Here is a 21,244-nt window from a genome sequence, read left to right on the forward strand (position 1 = left end):
CGCCGCGAGACACGGACGCCGGCGCCGGCGGGCCGCGTCCGACGTCCTGAACACGCCCTTTCCCGGCCGTCCGCCCGGTGGCCGACATAGCCTGAGGGCTCCGACCGAGCCCCGAGGAGCCCCGTGACCATCGCCCAGGCGGCCGACGACGACCGACCCACGTGGCGCCTGCTGCTCGACTACGTGCGCCCGCACCGCCGGACCCTGCTCGCGGGGGCGGCGCTCTCGCTCGTCACCGGAGCCACCGGGCTGCTGCTGCCGCTGGTGGCGCGGAAACTGATCGACGACCTCGGCCACGACCGCGCGATATCGGGCGCGTTGCTCGCCCTGACGGCACTGGTCGTCGCCAACTCCGTGGTGGGCGCGCTGGGTTCGTACGTCCTGCAGCGCACGGCCGAGTCGGTGGTGCTCGGGGCGCGGCGGGCGCTGTCCTCGTATCTGCTGCGGCTGCGCGTCACGGCCGTGGACCGCACCGAGCCCGGCGACCTGATGGCCCGCATCACCTCCGACACGACCCTGCTGCGGGAGGTCACCACGGACTCGCTGGTGGGCCTCGGCACCGGCGGGCTCACGCTGGTCGCCACGGTCGTGATGATGGGCCTGGTGGACCCGGTGCTGCTGGGCGTCACACTGGCCGTGATCCTGTGCGCGGGCACGGTTCTCGGGGTGATCGTGCCGCGCATCAACCGGGCCAGCCGCCGGGCCCAGGACGCGGTGGGCGTGATGGGGGCCTCGCTGGAGCGGGTCCTCGGCGCGCTGCGCACGGTGAAGGCCTCGGGCGCCGAGGCCCGCGAGGAGGCGACGCTGCACGCGGCCGCCGAGGAGTCCTGGCGGCAGAGCGTGCGCGCCGCGAAGTGGTCGGCGGCGGCCGGCAACACGGCCGGCCTCGCCATGCAGACCGCCTTCATCACGGTCCTGGCGGTGGGCGGCGCGCGGGTCGCGACCGGCGCGATCCAGATCGGCACGCTGGTGGCGTTCCTGCTGTACGTCTTCTACCTGATGTCGCCGATCCAGCAGGTGGTCGGCGCGATCACGCAGTACCAGACGGGTTCCGCGGCGCTGAGCCGGATCCAGGAGGCCCTGCGGCTGCCCGCCGAGCCGGCGTCGGCCGGGGCCGTGCCGCTGCCGGCGCCCTCCGCCGAACCGGCCGCCGTCGCCTTCACCGACGTCCGGTTCCGCTACGCCGACGACCTGCCGTACGTCCATCACGGGGTGTCGTTCGCGGTGCCGGCCCAGGGCATGACCGCCTTCGTCGGGCCGTCGGGCGCCGGCAAGACCACCGTGTTCTCGCTCATCGAGCGGTTCTACGACCCCGAGTCCGGCGTGATCGCCCTCGACGGCCTCGACGTGGCCGACTGGGAGCTGTCGCGGCTGCGTTCCGCCATCGGCTATGTGGAGCAGGACGCGCCCGTGCTGTCGGGTTCGCTCCGCGACAACCTGCTGCTGGGCAACGCGGAGGCGGACGAGGACGCCGTGCGCGGGGTGCTGAAGACGACCCGGCTCGAGGAGCTGGTCGCCCGGCTGCCGCAGGGGCTCGAGACGCTGGTCGGACACCGCGGGACCAAACTGTCCGGCGGCGAGCGCCAGCGGGTGGCCATCGCCCGCGCCCTGCTGCGCCGGCCTCGGCTGCTCCTGCTCGACGAGGCCACCTCCCAGCTGGACGCGGTGAACGAGGCCGCGCTGCGCGACACCGTGGCCGAGGTCGCCCGGACGACGACCGTGCTCGTCGTGGCGCACCGGCTGTCGACGGTCACGATGGCCGACCGGATCGTCGTCATGGACGCGGGCCGGGTCCGGGCGGTGGGCACGCACCGCGAACTGGTGGCGGGCGATCCGCTGTACGCCGAGCTCGCGGCGACCCAGTTCCTCGCGACGGTCGAGTGAGCCGGCCGCGGGGCCCGTCCGTCCTGCAGGCGCCGGACCGCGACAGGGGCCGGAGGCCGCCGGACGTGCGCGGGGACCGTCCGGTCGTCCGGACGGCCCCCGCGAGGAGAGGCGGACGCTCAGGCCTCGATCGCGGGCAGCAGCCCGGTGACGGGGGCGGCGAGGTCGGTGATCTGGTGCAGCTCGCTCAACTGCTGGAGCTGGGTGACCTTGCTGACTTCGCGCAGCTGCTGGGAGACGGGCGGGAGTTCGGAGCGGTGCTCCGCGGGGATCTGGGAGGTCGCGAGCGAGTCCAGCGCGGTCATCGGGTTGATCCGGCCGGCGTCCGGGGCGTCGGCCGCGTTCGCCATGGGCGCCGCGAGGCCCGTGACCCCGGCGGCGAGGACGGCGAGAGCGGCGATGCGTCGAGTGGAGATCATGCTTTCAGCAACGCCGCGACCGGTCCGGCGGACACGGGCGGGCGGCTGCGCTCACCCGACAGGTGGAGCGGGCCGCTGCGCTTGCCGAGCCGGGCTCGGCGGAGGAGCCTCGAAGGTGAGGGCCCGGCGGCGCCTCTCCCCTCGGCCGCTGCCCTCCGAGGAGGTCACCATGGGCACCGCGGCAGGCTCCGCCTTCGACACCGAGGCGCTGCGCCAGGGCATTGAAGGACAGACCGCGGCGACACTTCTGTCGCTCTACGCCGACGACGCCGAACTACGGCTCGTCGACCACAACACCCAGCCGAGCAAGCCCCGGGTGCTGCACGGCCGGGACGAGATCGCCCAGCTGCTCGACGACGTCTACAGCCGGGACATGACCCACAAGCTGGAGGAGTGCATCGTCCAGGGCGACCGTGCCGCCTACAGCGAGTCGTGCCGGTACCCGGACGGCGTGCGTGTGCTCGCCGAGTCGATGATCACCCTGCGCGACGGCAAGATCGTCGAGCAGACGATGATCCAGGCATGGGACGAGTAGGGAGGAAGACCGCCGGGGTCCAGGTCACCTCCCGGTTGACCTGGACCTTTTCGGTCAGGGCGGGGCTGGGCCGGTCGCGGGCGTCCCGGCCCGCGCTGTCGGATCCGGTCTTCGCGGTCGGCCGGCGTGCGACCCTCGCCCTGCTGCGGACGGCCCTGGGAGCGGCCCGGCGGCGTCCGCTCCCGCCGCCGACCGCCACCACGACCCGCCGACGCCACGGCCGACGCCGGTGAACGACGGTGGAGCAGGTGTGGTGGTCCCGCCGGGCAGCCCCAGGTCATGGGCCGGTCCGACGGGCGAGAGGGCCTGACGGGACGTCAGACCCCTTCCCTTTGCCGGTCGGTCAGTTCAGTTCGGTTCAGTTCAGTTCAGTTCAGTTCAGGGTCCACTTCTGGTTGTCGGCGCTCCCGCACGACCACAGCACGATCGGGGTGCGGTTGGCCGTGGCCGCCCCGTACGCGTCGAGGCACAGGCCCGCGTTGACGTTGGTGATCGTGCCGTCGCTGTTGACGTTCCACTTCTGGTTGCTCTGGCCGGTGCAGTCCCAGATCACGACCTTGGTGCCGTTGGCGGTGCCGTGGTTGTAGGCGTCCAGGCACTTGTTGCCGTACACCACGAGCTCCTTGCGGGAGGTGTACGTCCAGGCCTGGTTGGAGCCACCGTTGCAGTCCCAGAGCTCCGCCTGCGTGCCGTTGGCGATGGTGGAGTCGAACATGTCCAGGCAGCGGCCGGACTGCTTGCCGACGACGAGGCTGCCGTCCGTGCCGGGCAGGGGCCTGACCGTGATGTCCGCGAGGGCCGGGGCGCCCGTGAAGGCGAGCGTGTTGGCGGAGCCCTTCGACAGGGCGACCTGAAGGGTGATCGTGCCCTGTGTGGCGCCCGTCGGCGGGAAGGAAACGGTCGTCGGGGTCTGGCCGTTGACCTTGAGGGTCGCGGTGCGGGCGGTCGAGGCGGTGTTGGTGTAGGCGACGTCGACGACCTTCAGGCCGGTGCTGCCGGCGCTCACGCCGGAGAAGCTCGCCGTGCCGGTGTACGTGCTGCCCGCCGCCTCGGTGCCCCCGCTGACGGTGAGCATGACCGAGCCGCCCGCGGGGACGTTCGCCGTGTAGCCGGTGGCGAAGGCGCCGAGGTCGGCGCGGGCCCACGGGTCGCGCACGGTCGCGGACGCGCCGGTCAGGCCCAGGTCGGCCCAGCGGGCGGTGATGTTCGCGGCGGCGGAGGTCCGGTTGAGCAGGACGACGGCGCGCTTGCCGCTGCCGGCGAGGACCTTGCCGTACACCTGCAGCCCGCTGCCGTCCTCGGCGACCTTGACGCCCTGAAGGCCCCGCGCGTCCTGGTCGACGGCGACGACCTCGGGGTTCTTGAGGATGTTCGCCGTCTCCGTCGTCATGGTGGCCAGGTTGTTGCCGGCGAGGAGCGGCGCGCCGGAGACGGCCCACAGGTTCATGTGGGTGCGGTTCTGGGCGGCGGTGAAGCCGTCCATGCCGACCATCAGCATGTCGGCGTCGTTGTAGTAGCCGGTGTGCTGGGCCGTGGGGTGCACGTTACGGTCGTAGTTGGTCAGCAGGTTCGTCATGGACGGCTTGTTGCCGAACAGGATGATGTCGTCGTTGGTCCGCCACATCGCCCCCTGTCCGGGCGCCCAGTTCCACGGGTTCTGCCGTCCCCAGTTGCACAGCGACAGGGTCATCGGGCGGCCGGTCGTCGCCGTGGCCGTCGTGATCGCGTCGCTGATGGCCTGGAACGTCGTCTTCGCGTCGAGGCCCTCCTTGTCACCGCCGCACCAGTCGACCTTCACGAAGTCGAAGCCCCACCGGGAGAACTGGAGCATGTCCTGGTCGTAGTGGCCCTCGCTGCCGCTGCCCGGGGCGGCGGGGCGGCCGGTCGGGAAGTAGTAGCCGCAGCCGTCCTTGCCGGCGTCGGTGTAGATGCCGGCCTTGAGGCCCTTGCCGTGGATGTAGTCGGCGATGGCCTTCATGCCGCCGGGCCACTCCGACTCGTCCACGGTGATGTTGCCCGCGCTGTCACGGGTGCCCTGCCACCAGCCCTCGTCGATGTTGATGTACTGGTATCCGGCCGCCGGCAGGCCCGCGGCGACGAACGCGTCGACCTGCTGCTTGATGACGTTGTAGTCGATCTTGGCCGCGAAGCTGTTCCAGGAGGCCCAGCCCATCGGGGCGGCCGGCACGGCGATCTGGCGCGAGGTCGCGGCCCGGGCCGTGCCGGGCTGGGCGAACACCAGGGCGGCGGCGACCGTCAGCAGCAGGGCGAGCACCCGTGCGGCGGCGGATCTCCAGTGCCGGGCGAGATGCGCGGGGGGTGGGGGAAACATACGGCGGCTCCAGCTTCGGGATACTTCGATATATCGAACAGGGGTCGGCAAACCGAACGCACTGCGCGCCGAAAGTAGAACCGCCGACGGGTGAAGTCAACGGCTGCGACAGAACTGTTGTGACCGCTCTCAATCTGCAACCGGCCATGTGTGCGCGATCCTTCACCCACAGTCCTGCCCGCCGCCATACTGTCGGTCGTGCGAGTGGCGATCATGACGGCGGGTTCCCGGGGTGACGTGGCCCCCTTCACCGGGGTGGGGCACGCGCTCGTGCGGGCCGGACACCAGGTCACCCTGGTCACCCACGCGCGGTTCGCGCCGCTGGTGGCGGGCTCGGGTGTCGGCTTCCACGCGCTGCCCCTCGACCCGCGGGCCGAGCTGGAGTCCGAGCGGGGCCGCGGACTGCATCGCAGCGCCACCGGCCCCGGCAAGCTGCTGCGGGTGACCCGGATGGCACGGACGCTGGTCGGGCAGATCGCGGACGATCTGCTGGCCGCCGCCCGGGAGGCCGACGCGCTGCTGCTCTCGGCCTCGGTCTCGCCCCTCGGCCACACGATCGCCGAGGGGCTGTCCCTGCCGAGCCTCGGGCTCTACCTCCAACCCGTCGCCCCCACCCGCGAGTTCGCCCCGCCGATGCTGGGCGGCGGCTCCTGGGGAGCGGCCGGCAACCGACTCGCCGGGCACGGCGTCGAGGCGGCCGTCGAGCAGATCTTCACCCCGGTGCTGCCGGCGCTGCGGACCCGGCTGGGGCTGCCCGCCGTCCGCCGCGGCCTCACCCCTCGGCGAAGGCGGCGGCACGGCTGGCCGGTCCTGCACGGATTCAGTCCGCTGGTGGTGCCGCGTCCCCGGGACTGGCGCGCGGAGCTGGACGTCGCCGGTTACTGGTGGCCCCACGACCGCGACAGTCGACTGCCGCCCGGTCTGCGGGAGTTCCTGGACGCGGGGCCGCCACCGGTCTTCGTCGGGCTGGGCAGCGCGACGGTGCCCGACCCCCGGCGGCTCGGCGCCGAGATCGTCACGGCGTTGCGGCGGGCGGGGCTGCGCGGGGTGATCCAGCGCGGCTGGGCGGGTCTCACGGCCGACGGCGACGACATGGTGACGGTCGACGAGACGCCGCACTCACTGCTCTTCCCCCGGATGGCCGCGGTCGTCCATCACTGCGGCGCGGGCACGACGGCGGCCGGCGTACGGGCGGGCGTCCCGGCCGTGCCCGTGCCGATCCAGTTCGACGAGGGCTTCTGGGGCGAACGGCTCGTGGCGCTCGGGGTGGCCCCGGGCACGGTCCCCCTTCGCCGGCTGACCGCCGACACGCTGACGGCGGCTCTCGTCCGGGTCACCCGCGAACCCGGATTCGCCCGCCGGGCGGCGCAGCTGGGGGCACGGGTGCGCGGCGAGGACGGCGTGGGGCGGGTCGTGGAGGCGGTGACCCGGCTGGGCTGAACCCGTCCGGCCGGATCGCGGACACCCGCCTACCGCTCGCCCTGCGGCCCGCCGGGTTCCCATTCCGCCGGTCGCAGTATGGCCAGCAGTTGGCGCACCAGTTCGTCGACGACCTCGTCCAGGGTCGCGTCCACCCAGCCGGCGCTCCAGTCGTGCAGGAGGCCGTTGACGCTGCCGATGAAGGCGGTGGCCGCGAGGCGGTAGTCGCGCGGGGCGCCCTCGCCGCGGACGGCGGCCGCCGTCGCCTCGGCGCAGATCAGGTCGATCCAGCGGGCCCGGCGGGCCAGGCGCTGCTCGTCCAGCCGGGGGCTGACGCCGACGATCTCGACGAAGGTGATCCGGATGCGGCAGGGGTCGGAGGTGACGTTGGCGGCGTAGGCGCGGAAGATCGCGGTGGCGCGTTCGGCGAGCGGCTCGCCCTCGGCGGCGAGGGCTGCGGCCACGACCGCCTCCTCGGCCCAGGCGTTCACCTGGAGGTGCAGCTCCGCCAGGACGTCCTCGAGGGTGCGGAACTCCTCGTAGAACTGGCGGGTCGACAGGCCGGCCGCCTCGCTGAGCGAGGCGACGGTGGTGCCCCGGTAGCCGGGCGCGCCGCCGAACGACCGCAGCGCCGCGTCCAGGAACCTGCCGCGTCGCTCGGCCTGCCGCTGCTCGGCGGACTTGCCGCCGTAGCGGCCGGTCGGCGCCCTGAGTCTGCCCGGCATGACCCTCCCTCGTCGCTCGGTGTTCCTCCACCGCCAATTTTGTCGTGTACGAGTCTTGTGGCGAAGGGCACCCCTTCCTTACTTTCCAGTAAGAACATTCTGAACGGGCCCGTGTTCAGATTCCGGCGGGGTTTCCCCCCGCCTTCACACCCCTGCCCCTGACCTTCCGCCCCCCAGAGGAGAGAGCAGTCATGGCTGCCTTCAGATCCAGGCACCTTTGCCTCATCGCCGCCGCCGTCGCCCTGACCGTCACCGCTCCCGCCGCCGTGGCGTCCGCCGCGCCGGCCGCCACGGACTCCTCCACCGCCGCCGCACTGCGCGAGGTGCTCTTCGTCGGCAACAACTGGGAGGGCACCGCGGACGTCATCAAGTCCAGCGGCGACTTCGCGAAGGTCGGCCGGATCAACGTGATCCCCGACAAGGACGCCCGGATGGCGGAGATCAACGGCGACCTGATCAAGTGGATCTACTTCATGGCCATCCGCAACGGCGTCGGTGAAGGGCACGACCAGTTCGTCGACGACATGTACACCACGCCGGACGGCGCGTCGGTGGTCGTCTCCCGGCCGAGCTTCGCCGACGTCGTCTCCATCGACCTGGCCACCGGGAAGATCAACTGGCGGTTCCCGGTGTCGGGTTACCGCTCGGACCACATGGCCGTCTCCCCCGACGGCAAGCGGGTCGCGGTCTCCGCGTCGATCTCGAACACCGTGCACGTCCTGGACATCGTCACCGGCAAGCAGGTGGGTTCGTTCAAGACCGGCGACAAGCCGCACGAGAACATCTTCACCAAGGACGGCAAGTACATCTACAACATGGCGATCGGTGACGTGAACACGTCCCAGGACGCCCCGTGGCAGGACTTCACGAAGGGCGACCGGCGCATCACCGTCGTCGACGCGAACACGTACCAGCAGGTCAAGATCATCGACATGCGGCAGCGGCTGGACGCGATCGGTCTCAAGGACTACTCGGACGCCGTGCGCCCCGCGGTCTTCTCGCCGGACGAGTCCAAGCTGTACTTCCAGGTGTCGTTCTTCAACGGCTTCTTCGAGTACGACCTCGCCACGGACAAGATCACCCGTACGAAGACCCTGCCGAAGAACCCCGCGACCAGCGACGACCGCACCACGTACGTCAACGACTCGCGCCACCACGGCCTGTCGATGAGCCCGGACGGCAGCAAGCTGTGCGTGGCGGGCACGATGGACGACTACGCGACGGTCGTCAACCGCGCCACCCTCGAGGAGGGCCCGCTGGTCACCGCCTCCAAGCCCTACTGGGCCACGGTCAGCGGCGACGGCAAGGACTGCGTCATCTCCGAGAGCGGCGCCGACCAGGTGACCGCGATCTCCTTCGCCACCGGGCAGAAGGTCGTGTCGGTTCCCGTGGGCGACCATCCGCAGCGGGTCCGGCTCGGCCATGTGGCGGCGGACTGGACCGGCACCGGATCCGGCAGCTGACGGCGGCGATCTCGGCGACGAAGGGGTGGGTGGCGGTGACCGCCGCCCACCCCTTCGTCGCGCCGGTGCGGCTACCCGACCTTCTGGGCCACCCACGCCGACAGTTCGGTGCGGGCCGCGGCCAGCTGGGTCGCGGTCGGCGCGCTCGCGCCGTTGGTGACCAGTGCGTAGTGCACCGCGCCCGAGTCGGACGCGCTGAGCAGCAGGCGCCTGCTGCCCGTGCCGCCTGGTTCGACGGCCGCCGCGATCTTCGTGGTGGCCGTGTAGGCGGGGGGCGCGTACACGGCGCCGAGGTCGGAGACGACGGTGGTCGTGGCGGTCGGGAAGGAGGCGGGCAGATGCAGTTCGGTGGGCGCCGCGCCGCCGGCCGAGCGCCACACGAGCAGCGCGTACTGGCCGGAGCCGACGAGCTGTTTCGTGGTGGGCAGGGAGCTGGGGACCGGGTTCCAGGTGAGGGTGGTGGAGCCGTCGCGGGAGCGGTCCTCATAGGTGAAGGCGACGGTCGTGCCGGAGGTGGCGCTCGGGTAGACCCGGTCGAGGAGTCGCGCGTCCTGGCGGAGCGTGGCGTTGCCGGAGTCGTCGAGGCGCACGGCCGACAGGTCCTCGTCGTTCCAGGCGTCGCCGCCGGTGAGCACCTTGTCGGGGTTGCCGTTCATCAGCTCGTGATGGCGGCCCCAGTAGATGTCCCACTGCCACTGGCTGCCGGAGAGGACCGGGCCGGAGACGGCCGGGGTCGTCCACCAACCGGAGCCCTTCACCCGGGAGTCGAGCGCCTGGTACATGGCCTTGAGGACGGTCGGCGCCTTGTCGGAGACGTTGCCGGCCAGCGGATGGCCGAACTCGCTGACGACGGCCGTGGTCCCGGTCGCCGCGGCCCGGTCGCGGACGGCGCCGAAGTCGGTGACGTACTGGCCGTCCGCCGCCTTGCCCCACATCAGGATCCCGGAGATGGCCTTCTGGTCGTAGAAGTGGGTGTTGAAGACATAGCGGGAGCCGAGCGTGCCCACGTCGAGGAGTCCGCCCTCCTGCCGCTGGGAGTCGATGTTGCCGTTCCAGAACATGTTCGGCTCGACGAAGGCGGGTTTGTCCTGCCAGCCGGCCGCGTCCATCCGGGCCCGGAACTTCACGTAGAAGGGCCACAGAAGGTCGCGTTCCCAGGCGCGGCTGGTCTGACCGGAGTCGTAGGTCCCGGCGTAGGGCTCGTTGTAGGGGTCGAATCCGACGACGCCGGCGAACTCCTCGGCGCTCAGGTGCTGTCTGACGTACGCCATGGTCTGCTCGGCGGTGGCGAGGAAGTTGTCCTGGACGCCGCGGGCGTTGTGCCAGAAGTCGTACTGGGCGGCCTTCACCGCCCCGTTCTGGGTGATGTTCTGGCCCCAGAAGAAGCAGATGCCGCAGGATTCCGCGGGGTAACCGCCGAGGTCCACGGCCCACTTGGGGGCGCCGTCGCCGGTGTACCAGCTGCCCTGGTTGAACAGGTGGCGGGAGTAGAGGTCCTGGTGGAAGTCGGGGTAGACGCGGATGCCGGCGTCGAGGAAGGCGCGCATCTGCTCGGTGGCGGCGGCGAGGTAGACGGTGTCGACCTTGCCGCGCACGGGCTCGGCGTAGGCCCAGGAGAGCAGGAAGCGCACGGAGTTGCCACCGCCGAGGGCGCGCAGCGCGGCCGCCGACTTCCTGGCGTCGGCGACCGAGGCGAAGGGCAGGCCCTTGTTCTCGTCGAGCTTGGTCTCGCCGGAGACGTTGTATCCGCGCAGCACGACCTCGCGGCCGTTGCCGTCGACGAAACGGCCGTTGGACACGGTGAGCGCCGTGCCGTCGAAGGGGAGCGAGCCGGGGAGCGTGGCGTCCGCGGCGGCGGGCGAGGCGCCCGCCGCCGTCAGGAAGCCGCAGAGTCCGCAGAGGACCACCAGAACAGCGAGCAGACGTGCCCGGATATTCGGCATGTCCACTACAGTCCGGCGATTTCCGTACACCGTCAATACATTCTGACCCCTGAGTAAGTTCCTGCACAGCAAGCCCAGTTGGCCACCATGCAGGTCATGTGCACCAGGTATTCCTGGGGGTTCGGCGGTTTGCCGTCCGCGCGGAGGCACTCGGGGGCGCGCCGGGGAGGACCGCCGCGGTCCGCCACGCCCCTGCGGTCGGCCGGCGGAACGGCGGACAGCGCGGCGACGGCATACCGTGCAATCGTGCGTGAGATTCTCCCGGTGCTGAACGGGTGGTACGCGGCCGGTGCGCCCTTCGGGCTGGCCACCGTGGTCGCCGTCCGCGGCAGCGCGCCGCGCGCGCCGGGCGCCGCCATGGCGGTGGGCCCCGGCGGCGAGGTCGTCGGCAGTGTGTCCGGGGGCTGCGTGGAGGGCGCGGTGTTCGAGCTGGCCCAGGAGGTCCTGGCGGACGGGACCGCCCGGCCGGCGACCTTCGGATACAGCGACGACGACGCCTTCGCCGTCGGGCTGACCTGTGGCGGCGAGCTCACCCTGCTGGTGCGTCCGGTGACCCCGGACCTCGACCCGTCCTTCGGGGCGGTCGCCCGGTCGGTCGCCGCGGGCGAACCGGTGATCGTGGCCACGGTCACCGACGGCCCCGCGCCCCCCGGAGCCGTGCTCGCCGTCTGGCCGGACCGAACCGCCGGCACGCTGGGCTCCGCCGGACTGGACGCGGCCGTCACCGCCGACGCGCGCGGAGGGCTGGCGCTCGGCGCCACCGGACTGCGGCACTACGGACCGCACGGCCGGCGGCGGGAGGACGCCGTCTCGGTGTTCCTGCAGTCCTTCGCCCCGCCGCCGCGCATGCTGGTGTTCGGCGCGATCGACTACGCGGCCGCCGTGGCCCGCATCGGCGACTTCCTCGGCTACCGGGTCACCGTCTGCGACGCCCGCCCCGCCTTCGCCACGCCGGCACGCTTCCCGGCGGGCGTCGAGGTGGTCGTGGACTGGCCGCACCGGTACCTCGGCGGCACGCGGACCGACGGGCGCACGGTGATCTGCGTGCTGACCCACGACCCGAAGTTCGACGTGCCGCTGCTGGCGGCGGCCCTGCGCCGGCCGGCCGCCTACGTCGGGGCGATGGGCAGCCGCCGCACCCACGACGAACGCCGTGCGCTGCTGTTGGAGGCCGGGGTCACCGACGCCGAGCTGTCGCGGCTGCGCTCGCCGGTCGGGCTGGACCTGGGAGCCCGAACGCCCGAGGAGGTCGCCGTGTCGGTGGCGGCCGAGATCGTCGCGCTGCGATGGGGCGGCAGCGGCGCCCCGCTGACGGCGACGGCCGGGCCCGTCCACCCTCCGGCGGGCGGCCAGTCGCCGCCCGCCCGGTAGTCCGGCCGCACCGGCCGAAAGCCGCCCGGTCCGCCCGTGAGCGACCCAGCGTCCCGGGATTCACCGGGCCGGCGGTGTGTAGGGAGGCCCGCGAGTGGGTACCCGCCCACAACGGACACGCATGCATGTCCTTTGGTCGTCCCCCTGTGGAAGGAGGCCCGTTGACGCAACGCACACTCGCAAGTTCCGGGCCGCCTCCGACCGCATCGGCCGGAAGCGGCCCGGTTCGTCCGTGAGGCCCCCGCGCCTCCCCCGGGCGCGCCAGCGCGCTCAGCGCGGCGGCAACCGGTGCAGGACGACGTCCGTGAGCCGGCCGCCGGCCGCGGTGGCCGTCAGGTAGGTGCAGTGCGGCTGCCGGCGGCGGTCGGTCGGGGAGCCCGGATTGAGCAGGCGCAGGCCGCCGGGGGCCACGGTGTCCCAGGGGATGTGGCTGTGCCCGAAGACCAGGACGTCCAGGTCGGGGAAGCGGGCCGCGCAGCGGGTCTCCCGGCCCTGGGCCGGTCCCGTCTCGTGGATCACCCCGAACCGCAGTCCGCCCAGTTCGGCGCGGGCGACCTCGGGCAGCCGGGCGCGCAGCTCGGGCCCGTCGTTGTTGCCGTACACGGCGAGCAGCCGACGGCTGCGGCTCTCCAGCAGGTCGAGCGTGGCCGCGTCGACCCAGTCCCCCGCGTGGACGACGAGGTCCGCGTCCGGGATCTCCTCGAGCAGCGGGGTGGGGAGCGCCCTGGCACGCTTGGGCAGGTGGGTGTCAGACATCAGCAGGAGACGCACCGCGTCAGACTACAAAATGCGGATCAGGACGAACCAGGACAGGTGGGGCGTCGGCCGCGGGGTTAGCATCGGGCTGCACGCACCCGCCGTCCGCACGGCAGGCGATCCGACGAGGGGCCAGGAGCCCGATGCCGGTCAAGGTCAGCGTCATCGTCCCGGTCTACAACCCCGGCCGCTACATCGAGGACTGCATCGCCTCGCTGCTCGGGCAGTCGCTCCCGCCCGACGCCTACGAGATCGTCTTCGTCGACGACGGCTGCACCGACGCCACCCCGGCGCTCCTCGACGCACTCGCCGCCGAGGACCCCCGCGTCCGCGTCATACACCAGGAGAACTCCGGCTGGCCCGGCAAGCCCCGCAACGTCGGCATCGACGCCGCCCGGGGCGAGTACGTGATGTTCGTGGACGCCGACGACCACCTGGGCGCGGCGGCCCTGGAGCGGATGTACGACTACGGCGTCGCGAACGACGCGGACGTCGTCGTCGGCAAGATGGCCGGCCGAGGGCGCGCGGTGCCGGTGGAGCTGTTCCGCACGAACCGCCCGCGCGCCGGCGTCGAGAACGCGCCGCTCATCGACAGTCTCACCCCGCACAAGATGTTCCGCCGGGCGTTCCTCGACCGGACCGGTCTGCGCTTCCCGGAGGGGCGCCGCCGCCTCGAGGACCACGTCTTCGTCACCGAGGCGTACCTGCGCGCGGACAACGTCGCCGTGCTCGGCGACTACGTCTGCTACTACCACGTCCGGCGCGACGACGCGGAGAACGTGAGCCTCCAGCGGTTCGACCCGGTGAGCTACTACAAGAACCTGCGCGAGGCCCTCGACGTCGTCGAGCGGTACACCGAGCCGGGCGCCCTGCGCGACCGGCTGTTCCGGCGCTGGCTGCGGGTGGAGATGGTCGAACGGCTGCGCGGCCGGCGCTTCCTGAACCTGCCCGAGGACTACCGCAGGGAGCTGTTCGAGGAGATCCACGGGGTCGTCGTGGAGCGGTTCGGGCCGGGCGTGGCGGCTGCGCTGCAGCCCGCCCAGCGGGTCGTCGCGGCGCTGGCCGCCGACGGGCGCTACGACGACGTCGTCGCGTTCGCGCAGTGGGAGGCGGGCGTCGGGCTCGCCGTCGAGCCGCAGGCCGTCGAGTGGCGGGGCGGGCTGCTGCGGATCGTCTTCGCTGCGGAGCTGACGCACGACGGCGAGCCGATGACCTTCCCCGCCGCCGGGGAGCGTCCGCAGTGGCCGCCGCGGGACGTCGCCGATGCGGTGCGCTGGCTCGGCCTGGACACCGCGGAACGCTTCGACCGCGCCTCGCCCGACCTGCTGCTGCGGGAGCGGGGCGGCGCGGCGCAGTACTTCCAGTCGGTACGGACGGACCGGGAGCGCGGGCCGGCCGGCGACGGGAAACGGGTGCGCCTGCTGCTGCGCGGCACGGCCGTCGTCGATCCCGCCACCGCGGTCAGCGGCAGCCCGCTCCGCGAGGGCCTGTGGGACGTGTGGGTGAGGGTGGGCCTCGGCGGCTGGACGAAGGAGCTGCGGCTGGGCCCGGCGCCCCGGCACGGCCGTCCGGCCCCGCCCGCCGCGGTGGTCGCGGACCGAGTGGTGCTGCCCTACTGGACCGACCGGCACGCCGGGCTCGCGCTGGACGTCGGTCACGCGAGCGAGCGGCTGGGTCTGGGCCGGGTCGCGGCGGGCGATGTCACCCTCGGCGGGGACCACGGGGAGCGGTTCCAAGTGGTCCTGCCGCTGCACGTGCCCGAGGACACCGCGGCCCTGCTGCGGCTGACGGGGGCGAAAGGAAGCTCCCACGAGATCCTCGGGACGCTCGCTCAGGGCGGCCGGCTGGACGCGGCATTGCCGTTGGGCGATCTGGCGGGCCGGACCTGGCTCGCGACGGTGTGCCTGACGCCGGACACGGCAGGGGCGCGTTTCCATCCGCTGCCCTTCGCCCTGCACGTCGCCCCGGACGGCATCCTCGTGGTGCCGGCGCCGCAGCCCGGCGGCGTACGCCGCACCGCCCGCCGGGTGCGACGGGTGATGTACCGGGCGCTCGGCCGCCTCACCGCCGGCGGGGGCGTGACGACGAGGCCGTCGCGTCGACGACGCCGGTAAAGACCGCCGGTGACGCAGACGCGGGCCGACGGTCGGCGGCCGCGCGGGGCACCGGTCGGTGTCGGCGCTGGTCAGGGGGACGCCATGGGCGGCGAGCCGGGTCCCCTCCGCGGAGGCGGCTCAGTCATGGGCGCGAGCCGGCCAGACGTGCCGCGGGAGCCGGTGGGCGTGCGCGCGAGCCGGTCAGACGTGCGCGCGAGCCGGTCAGACGCGCGCAAGGGCCGCTCGGTCATGCGCGAGACCGGGTCGGGCGCGCGCAAGGGCCGGTCAGTCTTCTCCCCTGACGATGTTGCCCGCCGGGTCGGGCTGCGTCCCGGGTGCGGCCACCGCCGGCAGGCAGGTGCGCGGTGCGGCGGAGCCGCGGCGTGTGCGGCGCGCCCTGGCCCAGCCCGTCTCGGGCCGGCGGACGGCGGGTTCCCCCTTGAGGTGCGAGGTCACGACGTTCATCACCCTTCTTGTGTCACGACGCCCCGTCGGGGCGGCTTCAGCGAGCGCCCGGGCCTCCGCTGCCGAACGAGCCGCCCGTGCCCTGGTCCCAGCGGGGCCTGCCGCCGTCGGCGCTGTCCCGGCTGCCGGTGGGCCGCAGCTCGTGCGGGGTGAGGCGCTCGCCGTCGGCCGCACGCGGCATCTCGTTGGGTTCACGCGAACGGCTCTCGTGGGTCGGGCCCGACGCGGGCATCCGGGGCTGCTCGTGCGGCTGCGGCGGCGCGGACTCCCGGCGCCGGATCTTGAACCCGAGACGGAAGGCGAAGATCAGCCCGCCGACCAGGACGATCCCGACGACGATGAACGCTACGGAGGCCAGTGCGGACCTTCCGGATGCCGCGAGGTATGCGGAGGCGAAGGTGTCCATGGGCGGCGGGTACCCTGTCCGCCGTCCGGGACACGTGGCCGTCCGGCCGACTGTTCAGCGCTGCAGCAGCAGCTCGCTCCAGACCTGTTTCCCGCCGCTGACGGGCACCGTCCCCCAGCTGTCGGACACGGCCTCCACCAGGAGGATGCCGCGCCCTCCGGTGGCCTCCCAGCCCGGGTCGGTCGGCTGGAACGGCGTGCGGGGCGAGGCGTCGGTGACGGCCACCCGGAGCCGGCGGTCGATGAGGGTGAAGTCCAGGCGGACCGGTCCGTCGGTGTGCACCAGCGCGTTGGTGACGAGCTCGGAGACGACGAGCAGCGCCGCGTCCATGGCGGTGTCGGCGACGCCCCAGCCCCGCAGGCTGCGCCGGGTGAAGCGGCGGGCGTGCCGGGCCGCCTCGGGCACCCGCCACACCGTCCAGCCCTCGCGCCGGGGTTTGACCGCCATGCCGTCGTAGCGCAGCAGGAGCAGCGCGACGTCGTCACCGCGGTGGGCGCCGCCGAGCAGTGCGTCGGCGACGGGACCGAGCTGGGCGGGGTCGGCGACGGACAGCCCGTGGGCGAGACGGTCCAGGCCGGTCCCGATGTCGAGGTCGGCGGACTCCACGAGCCCGTCCGTGGTGAGGGCGAGGACGGCGCCCGGCGTGAGCCGCAGCGGGGTCATCGGGAACTCGGCCTGCGTCAGGATCCCGAGGGGCGGGCCGCCGTCCGCGTCGGCGACCTCGGCCGACCCGTCCGGGTGACGCAGGACGGGCGGCGGGTGCCCGGCCCGTACGCACCAGGCGGTGCCGTCCTCCATGTCGACGTCGACATAGCAGCAGGTGACGAAGAGGTCGGTCTCCAGCTCCATGAGCAGCCGGTTGGCGTGCGAGACCACCACGTCCGGCGGGTGGCCCTCGGCCGCGTAGGCGCGCAGGGCCGTGCGCATCTGGCCCATGAGGGTCGCCGCGGCGGCGCTGTGGCCCTGGACGTCGCCGATGACGAGGGCGACGTGGTGGTCGGGCATCCGGATCACGTCGTACCAGTCGCCGCCGACCTCCAGGCCCGCGGTGGCGGGCAGATAACGGGCGACCGCGAACCCGCCGGGGAGGTCGGGCAGCCGGCGCGGGAGCAGCTGGCGCTGGAGCATGCCGACGAGCTCGTGCTCGGCGTCGAAGGCGTGGGCGCGCATCAGGGCCTGCCCCGCGAGGCCTGCGGAGGCGGTGAGCAGGGCGCGCTCGTCGGGGCCGAAGTCGTGCGGCGCGTCCCAGCCGATGAGGCAGGCGCCGGCCATCCGGCCGCCGGCGGACAGCGGCAGCACGGCGAGGCCGCCGGGGCCGACCTCGGCGAGCGCCGGTTCCAGGGCGGTGCCGGCGGGCCAGATCCGGGCCCGGCCCTCGCGCAGCGCGGCGGCGAGCGTGGGCATGGCGCGCACGGGCGCGTCGGGCCATTCGCTGCGCCACTCCAGCTGCCACAGCTCGGGCCACGAGTCGGGTTCGGGCGGGTCGAGGACGGTGACCACGAGCCGCTCGTTCTCCAGCTCGGCGAGGGCGATCCGGTCGGCCCGCAGCGGCTTGCGCAGGGCGGCGACGACGGCCTGGCTGACGTCGCGGACCGTGCCGGCGGTGGCGAGCGCGGCGGCCAGACGCTGGACGCGGGCGACGTCGGTGATCTCCGCGCGCAGCGTGGAGGCGTCGGCGACGGTGCCCTCCAGCCGTGCGGGGCGGCCGTCGCCGCCGGGCAGCAGCCGGCCGTGCAGTCTGAGCCACTTCGGCGGCCCGGCGGGCTGGAGCACCCGGAACTCCAGCTCGCGGTCGCCGATCGACATGTGGTCGGCCTCGACCACGGACATCAGCGCGGGCAGGTCCTCGGGGACGGTGCGCCCGAGGAGCGTCTCCACCCGGCCGTCGAACTCGGCCCGGTCCATCGCGAACAGCTCCAGGATCGCGTCGCCCACCTCGACCCGCCCGGTGTCCATGGCCAGGCTGAAGCCGCCCGCGAGGAGTGCCTCGCCCTCGGCGCGGGCGGTCGGCGCGGGCAGGGCGACGGCGTCGGCGACGAGTTCCAGGCAGGCGCGGTCCTCGGCGTCGAAACCGCCGGGGCGCTCGCTGACGGCGAGCAGACAGCCGCCCGCGCCGTCACGGACGGGCAGGGCGGCCAGATGGACGTCGCCGGCGGGCATCCGCCGGGCGTCCGAGCACTCGGCGACCTCCTGCGGGCCGAGCCACACCGCCCGCCCGGTGCGATGGGCGTCGGCGGCCGGCGAGCCTCCGTCGAGGGGGTAGCTCTCGCGCAGTCCGTACAGGGTCCTCGGCACGCCCGCCGACTCGGCCAGACAGAGCAGACCGGCCTCCGGCGCGGGCGTGTAGACGGCGGCGAGGGCCGCGCCGGCGTAGACGAGCGCCTGTTCGAGGGTGCGGCGCACCCGTTGGGGCGAGACGGGATCGGCGGTGACCGTCTTGAGGGCCGTCTCGACACGCAGAGGTCCCTTTCTGCGCTCCGCGGCACCCTCACTGACCACGTCCGCAATTACAGCGCTAATGCAGCCGGCGCGCAGCCCCTGGAACCGTTTCGCGAATCCCGTGAGGGGCATCGCGAGGGCCGCGCGCCCGGCTGTGCTCGAAACGGACCGAACATGTCTTTACGCATGCGTTCCGCACGGTGTTCTCGTGACAGCGGTGACTGTCCGCGCCCCCGCCCGGCTTGCGAGTCTCATGGCCGGGCCACGAAGGGGGACGCATGGACAAGCGGTACGAGGTGTACGCGCTGGCGGACGCTCACTTCTACGAGACGCCCGACCGGCTGGCCGCCGACGGGGTCGCGGCTCCGCTGTTCGACACGGCGCGCCGACCGGTCCCGGGCGGCTGGTCCTCGGCGCGCGTCGGCGACTGGCTGACGATGACGCCGCTCGACGCCGACGGGAGCCCGGCGGCGGGCCCGGCCCAGGGCTGGAAGATCCACGCCTCGGCCACCCGGCGGAACGCGGAGCGGATCGCGGCGATCGTGTGGGACTACTGCGTCGCGCACCGCGTCCCCTTCAAGTTCGTGCCGGGGCCGCACCTGCTGCACCTGCGCAACACCAAGTACGCCGGCCGCGACACCAGCGGCAAGTTCGTCACGGTGTACCCACGCGACGAGGAGCAGCTGCACGAGATCCTGCGGGAGCTGGGCACGCTGCTGGAGGGCTTCGAGGGGCCGTACATCCTCACCGATCTGCGCTGGCACGACGGCCCGCTGTACGTCCGCTACGGCGCGTTCGCGCGCATGTACGTCGTCGACGACCGCGGCTCGCTCGTGCCGGCGGTGCGCGACGGGTCGGGGACCCTGGTCCCGGACCGGCGGGCGCCCTCCTTCCAGACCCCCGGGTGGGTGACGCTGCCCGCGTTCCTGGAACCGCATCTCGCGGCCCGCAACACGACGACGGTGGGCGATCTGCCGTACCGCATCGACAAGGCGCTGCACTTCTCCAACGGCGGCGGGGTGTACCGGGGCGTCGACACCCGCGACGGGCGCGCCGTGGTGCTGAAGGAGGGCCGGCCGCACGCCGGGCTGGCCTCGGACGGCGCGGACGCGATATCGCGGCTGGAGCGGGAGAAGGAGGCCCTGGAGGCGCTGGCCGGCACGGGTGCGGCGCCCGAGGTGCGGGACTGGTTCACCCTGGGCGACCACCGCTTCCTGGTCATGGACCTGGTGCCGGGCCGGCCCCTCAACTCCTTCTTCGCCGAACGGCATCCGCTGCTCGCCCCCGACCCGGATCCGGCGGCCGTCGCCGCGTACACGGCGTGGGCGGTGCGTGTGCACCGGGCGGTGGAGCGTGCCGTGGAGACGGTCCACGAGCGCGGGATCGTCTTCAACGACCTGCACGTCTTCAACATCATGGTCGCGCCCGACGAGGAGTCGGTGTGCCTGATCGACTTCGAGGCGGCGGCCCCGGTCGGCCACAACGGCCGCCAGGTCGTGGCGCACCCCGGGTTCTTCGCACCGCCCGACCGCCGGGGCGCCGACGTGGACCGCTATGCGCTGGCCTGTCTGCGGCTCGCCCTGTTCCTGCCCGTCACCACGCTGTTCGTGGTGGACCGGGGCAAGGCGGCCCATCTGGCGGAGGTGATCGCGGAGCAGTTCCCGGACGTCCCGCCGGAGTTCCTGGACGAGGCGGTGGCGGAGATCACCCGGTCCGTCCGGGACGACACGCACGCCGCCCCGGACGACACGGAGAACGGGACCCGGACCGCCGGGCGGGTCACGCGCGTGCCGTCCGCGCCGGCCTTCCGGGTGGAGCCCGGCGACTGGCCGCACAGCCGTGACTCGATGGTCAAGGCGATCCTCGCCTCCGCCACCCCGGACCGCGCCGACCGGCTCTATCCCGGGGACGTCGCCCAGTTCTCCGACGGCGGCGGGCTCGGCCTGGCGCACGGCGCGGCCGGCGTCCTGTACGCGCTGGCGGCGACCGGCGCGGAGCGTCACGAGGAGGGCGAACGCTGGCTCCTCGACCGCACGGCCCCGCCGCCGACCGGAACCCCGCTCGGGCTGTACGACGGGCTCGCGGGCGTCGCCCATGTGCTGGACCTGCTGGGACACCGCGGGCGGGCGCTGGACCTGATCGACGGCATCCTGCGCGAGCGGTGGCAGAACCTGTCCTCGGACCTGCACGGGGGCCTGGCGGGGCTGGGGCTCGTCCTCGACGGCCTGGCCCGCCGCACCGGTGAGGCGGAGCTGCGCGAGCGGGCGGCCGAGGCCGCCGACATCGTCGTACGGCGGCTCGCCGAACCGGTGCCCGACACGACGGGGCGACGGCGGGCCGGGCTGCTGCGGGGCGCGAGCGGGCCCGCCCTGTTCCTGCTCCGCCGGTACGAGGAGACCGGCGACCGGGAGCAGCTGGCGGCGGCGGGCGTCGCGCTGCGCCGGGACCTGGCGTGCTGCGCGGAGCGGGAGGGAGGCGCGGTGGAGGTCGACGAGGGCTGGCGGACCCTGCCCTATCTGGGAGACGGCAGCGTGGGCGTGGGCATGGTGCTCGACGACCTCGTGACCCATGACCCGGACGCCGGAGCGGAGTTCGCGCGGGCCCGGGCCGGCATCCGCACCGCGGCCACCTCCCGCTTCTACGCGCAGCCCGGTCTCTTCCAGGGCCGCGCCGGCATGATCCTGCACCTCGCCCGCACCATCGGACCCGGCGCGACCCGGGCACGGCTCGACGAACAGATCGCCGCGCTGGGCTGGTTCGCGATGCCCTACCAGGGCCAGCTCGCCTTCCCCGGGCACCAGATGATGCGGCTCTCCATGGACCTCGGCACGGGCACCGCGGGCTGTCTGCTCGCCCTGTCCGCCGCCCTCGACGCGGACGGCTCGGGCCCCGGCGCCCACCTGCCGTTCCTTCCGCCGCCGCACCGGCGGCCCTCATGACGCGGCTCCTCGACGCATGACGGAGTCGTGACGCAACCCGTCCCCACGGGAC

Annotated in this window: 16 protein-coding genes; 8 read left to right on the forward strand and 8 right to left on the reverse strand. The window is 73.4% G+C overall.

Going from position 1 to position 21,244, the window contains the following annotated elements:
- The first annotated feature begins 129 nt into the window (after positions 1-129).
- Positions 130-1,884, forward strand: a complete 1,755-nt coding sequence (locus OHS82_RS05625; protein ID WP_370444092.1) for an ABC transporter ATP-binding protein — start codon at positions 130-132, stop codon at positions 1,882-1,884.
- A 119-nt stretch (positions 1,885-2,003) separates the two neighbouring features.
- Here OHS82_RS05625 and OHS82_RS05630 read toward each other — a convergent pair whose 3' ends face one another.
- On the reverse strand, positions 2,004-2,303 hold the full coding sequence (locus OHS82_RS05630) for a hypothetical protein (RefSeq protein ID WP_057577436.1): 300 nt from the start codon (positions 2,301-2,303) through the stop codon (positions 2,004-2,006).
- Positions 2,304-2,472: 169 nt separating this feature from the next.
- Here OHS82_RS05630 and OHS82_RS05635 point away from each other — a divergent pair, with 169 nt between their 5' ends.
- Together OHS82_RS05635 and OHS82_RS05640 are read left to right on the forward strand one after the other, a co-directional pair.
- Positions 2,473-2,838 carry a nuclear transport factor 2 family protein gene (locus tag OHS82_RS05635; RefSeq protein WP_057577438.1) on the forward strand — a complete coding sequence of 122 codons (366 nt, stop codon included), beginning with the start codon at positions 2,473-2,475 and terminating at the stop codon, positions 2,836-2,838.
- On the forward strand, positions 2,826-3,071 hold the full coding sequence (locus OHS82_RS05640; protein WP_157876322.1) for a hypothetical protein: 246 nt from the start codon (positions 2,826-2,828) through the stop codon (positions 3,069-3,071). The genes OHS82_RS05635 and OHS82_RS05640 overlap by 13 nt, the downstream gene beginning before the upstream one ends.
- Positions 3,072-3,211: 140 nt before the next feature.
- Here the strand turns inward: OHS82_RS05640 and OHS82_RS05645 are convergent, their stop codons facing one another.
- On the reverse strand, positions 3,212-5,170 hold the full coding sequence (locus tag OHS82_RS05645) for an RICIN domain-containing protein (protein ID WP_079041146.1): 1,959 nt from the start codon (positions 5,168-5,170) through the stop codon (positions 3,212-3,214).
- A 213-nt stretch (positions 5,171-5,383) separates the two neighbouring features.
- Here OHS82_RS05645 and OHS82_RS05650 point away from each other — a divergent pair, with 213 nt between their 5' ends.
- A complete protein-coding gene (locus OHS82_RS05650) occupies positions 5,384-6,610 on the forward strand; it encodes a glycosyltransferase (protein ID WP_328436031.1) in 1,227 nt (408 codons plus the stop codon).
- 29 nt (positions 6,611-6,639) lie between these two features.
- Here the strand turns inward: OHS82_RS05650 and OHS82_RS05655 are convergent, their stop codons facing one another.
- Positions 6,640-7,314, reverse strand: coding sequence for a TetR/AcrR family transcriptional regulator (locus OHS82_RS05655; RefSeq protein WP_057577441.1), 675 nt, complete (start codon positions 7,312-7,314; stop codon positions 6,640-6,642).
- Between the two features lie 191 nt (positions 7,315-7,505).
- On the opposite strand from OHS82_RS05655, the gene OHS82_RS05660 reads away from it, so the two are divergent.
- Positions 7,506-8,777 (forward strand): YncE family protein, encoded by a 1,272-nt coding sequence (locus OHS82_RS05660; protein ID WP_057577443.1) that lies wholly within the window; start codon positions 7,506-7,508, stop codon positions 8,775-8,777.
- 71 nt (positions 8,778-8,848) lie between these two features.
- Here the strand turns inward: OHS82_RS05660 and OHS82_RS05665 are convergent, their stop codons facing one another.
- The gene (locus OHS82_RS05665) at positions 8,849-10,720 is read right to left on the reverse strand and encodes a cellulase family glycosylhydrolase (protein ID WP_057577664.1); all 1,872 of its coding nucleotides are present in this window, start codon (positions 10,718-10,720) and stop codon (positions 8,849-8,851) included.
- Between the two features lie 246 nt (positions 10,721-10,966).
- Between OHS82_RS05665 and OHS82_RS05670 the strand changes: the two genes are divergently transcribed.
- A complete protein-coding gene (locus OHS82_RS05670) occupies positions 10,967-12,091 on the forward strand; it encodes an XdhC family protein (RefSeq protein ID WP_079041147.1) in 1,125 nt (374 codons plus the stop codon).
- A 270-nt stretch (positions 12,092-12,361) separates the two neighbouring features.
- On the opposite strand, the gene OHS82_RS05675 is transcribed toward OHS82_RS05670, so the two are convergent.
- Positions 12,362-12,862 (reverse strand): metallophosphoesterase family protein, encoded by a 501-nt coding sequence (locus OHS82_RS05675; RefSeq protein ID WP_057577445.1) that lies wholly within the window; start codon positions 12,860-12,862, stop codon positions 12,362-12,364.
- A 128-nt stretch (positions 12,863-12,990) separates the two neighbouring features.
- Between OHS82_RS05675 and OHS82_RS05680 the strand changes: the two genes are divergently transcribed.
- Positions 12,991-14,961, forward strand: coding sequence for a glycosyltransferase (locus OHS82_RS05680; protein ID WP_328433405.1), 1,971 nt, complete (start codon positions 12,991-12,993; stop codon positions 14,959-14,961).
- A gap of 267 nt (positions 14,962-15,228) precedes the next feature.
- On the opposite strand, the gene OHS82_RS05685 is transcribed toward OHS82_RS05680, so the two are convergent.
- The 3 genes from OHS82_RS05685 to OHS82_RS05695 are packed head-to-tail and all read right to left on the reverse strand — an operon-like array spanning position 15,229 to position 18,313.
- Positions 15,229-15,408 (reverse strand): hypothetical protein, encoded by a 180-nt coding sequence (locus OHS82_RS05685; RefSeq protein WP_057577447.1) that lies wholly within the window; start codon positions 15,406-15,408, stop codon positions 15,229-15,231.
- A gap of 37 nt (positions 15,409-15,445) precedes the next feature.
- Entirely contained in the window at positions 15,446-15,814 is a 369-nt protein-coding gene (locus tag OHS82_RS05690) for a DUF6479 family protein (protein ID WP_199863743.1), read from the reverse strand.
- A 54-nt stretch (positions 15,815-15,868) separates the two neighbouring features.
- Positions 15,869-18,313, reverse strand: a complete 2,445-nt coding sequence (locus OHS82_RS05695) for a SpoIIE family protein phosphatase (RefSeq protein ID WP_328433406.1) — start codon at positions 18,311-18,313, stop codon at positions 15,869-15,871.
- A 218-nt stretch (positions 18,314-18,531) separates the two neighbouring features.
- On the opposite strand from OHS82_RS05695, the gene lanKC reads away from it, so the two are divergent.
- Positions 18,532-21,192 carry a class III lanthionine synthetase LanKC gene (gene lanKC / locus OHS82_RS05700; RefSeq protein ID WP_328433407.1) on the forward strand — a complete coding sequence of 887 codons (2,661 nt, stop codon included), beginning with the start codon at positions 18,532-18,534 and terminating at the stop codon, positions 21,190-21,192.
- Positions 21,193-21,244 lie beyond the last annotated feature (52 nt).

The organism is Streptomyces sp. NBC_00425, assembly GCF_036030735.1.
Taxonomy (GTDB): domain Bacteria; phylum Actinomycetota; class Actinomycetes; order Streptomycetales; family Streptomycetaceae; genus Streptomyces.

Coding starts and splice junctions, on each gene's coding strand:
- OHS82_RS05630 (WP_057577436.1), bottom strand. CDS start 2,303: ATGATCTCCACTCGACGCATCGCCGCTCTCGCCGTCCTCGCCGCCGGG.
- OHS82_RS05635 (WP_057577438.1), top strand. CDS start 2,473: ATGGGCACCGCGGCAGGCTCCGCCTTCGACACCGAGGCGCTGCGCCAG.
- OHS82_RS05640 (WP_157876322.1), top strand. CDS start 2,826: ATGGGACGAGTAGGGAGGAAGACCGCCGGGGTCCAGGTCACCTCCCGG.
- OHS82_RS05645 (WP_079041146.1), bottom strand. CDS start 5,170: ATGTTTCCCCCACCCCCCGCGCATCTCGCCCGGCACTGGAGATCCGCC.
- OHS82_RS05650 (WP_328436031.1), top strand. CDS start 5,384: ATGACGGCGGGTTCCCGGGGTGACGTGGCCCCCTTCACCGGGGTGGGG.
- OHS82_RS05655 (WP_057577441.1), bottom strand. CDS start 7,314: ATGCCGGGCAGACTCAGGGCGCCGACCGGCCGCTACGGCGGCAAGTCC.
- OHS82_RS05660 (WP_057577443.1), top strand. CDS start 7,506: ATGGCTGCCTTCAGATCCAGGCACCTTTGCCTCATCGCCGCCGCCGTC.
- OHS82_RS05665 (WP_057577664.1), bottom strand. CDS start 10,720: ATGCCGAATATCCGGGCACGTCTGCTCGCTGTTCTGGTGGTCCTCTGC.
- OHS82_RS05680 (WP_328433405.1), top strand. CDS start 12,991: ATGCCGGTCAAGGTCAGCGTCATCGTCCCGGTCTACAACCCCGGCCGC.
- OHS82_RS05685 (WP_057577447.1), bottom strand. CDS start 15,408: ATGAACGTCGTGACCTCGCACCTCAAGGGGGAACCCGCCGTCCGCCGG.
- OHS82_RS05690 (WP_199863743.1), bottom strand. CDS start 15,814: ATGGACACCTTCGCCTCCGCATACCTCGCGGCATCCGGAAGGTCCGCA.
- lanKC (WP_328433407.1), top strand. CDS start 18,532: ATGGACAAGCGGTACGAGGTGTACGCGCTGGCGGACGCTCACTTCTAC.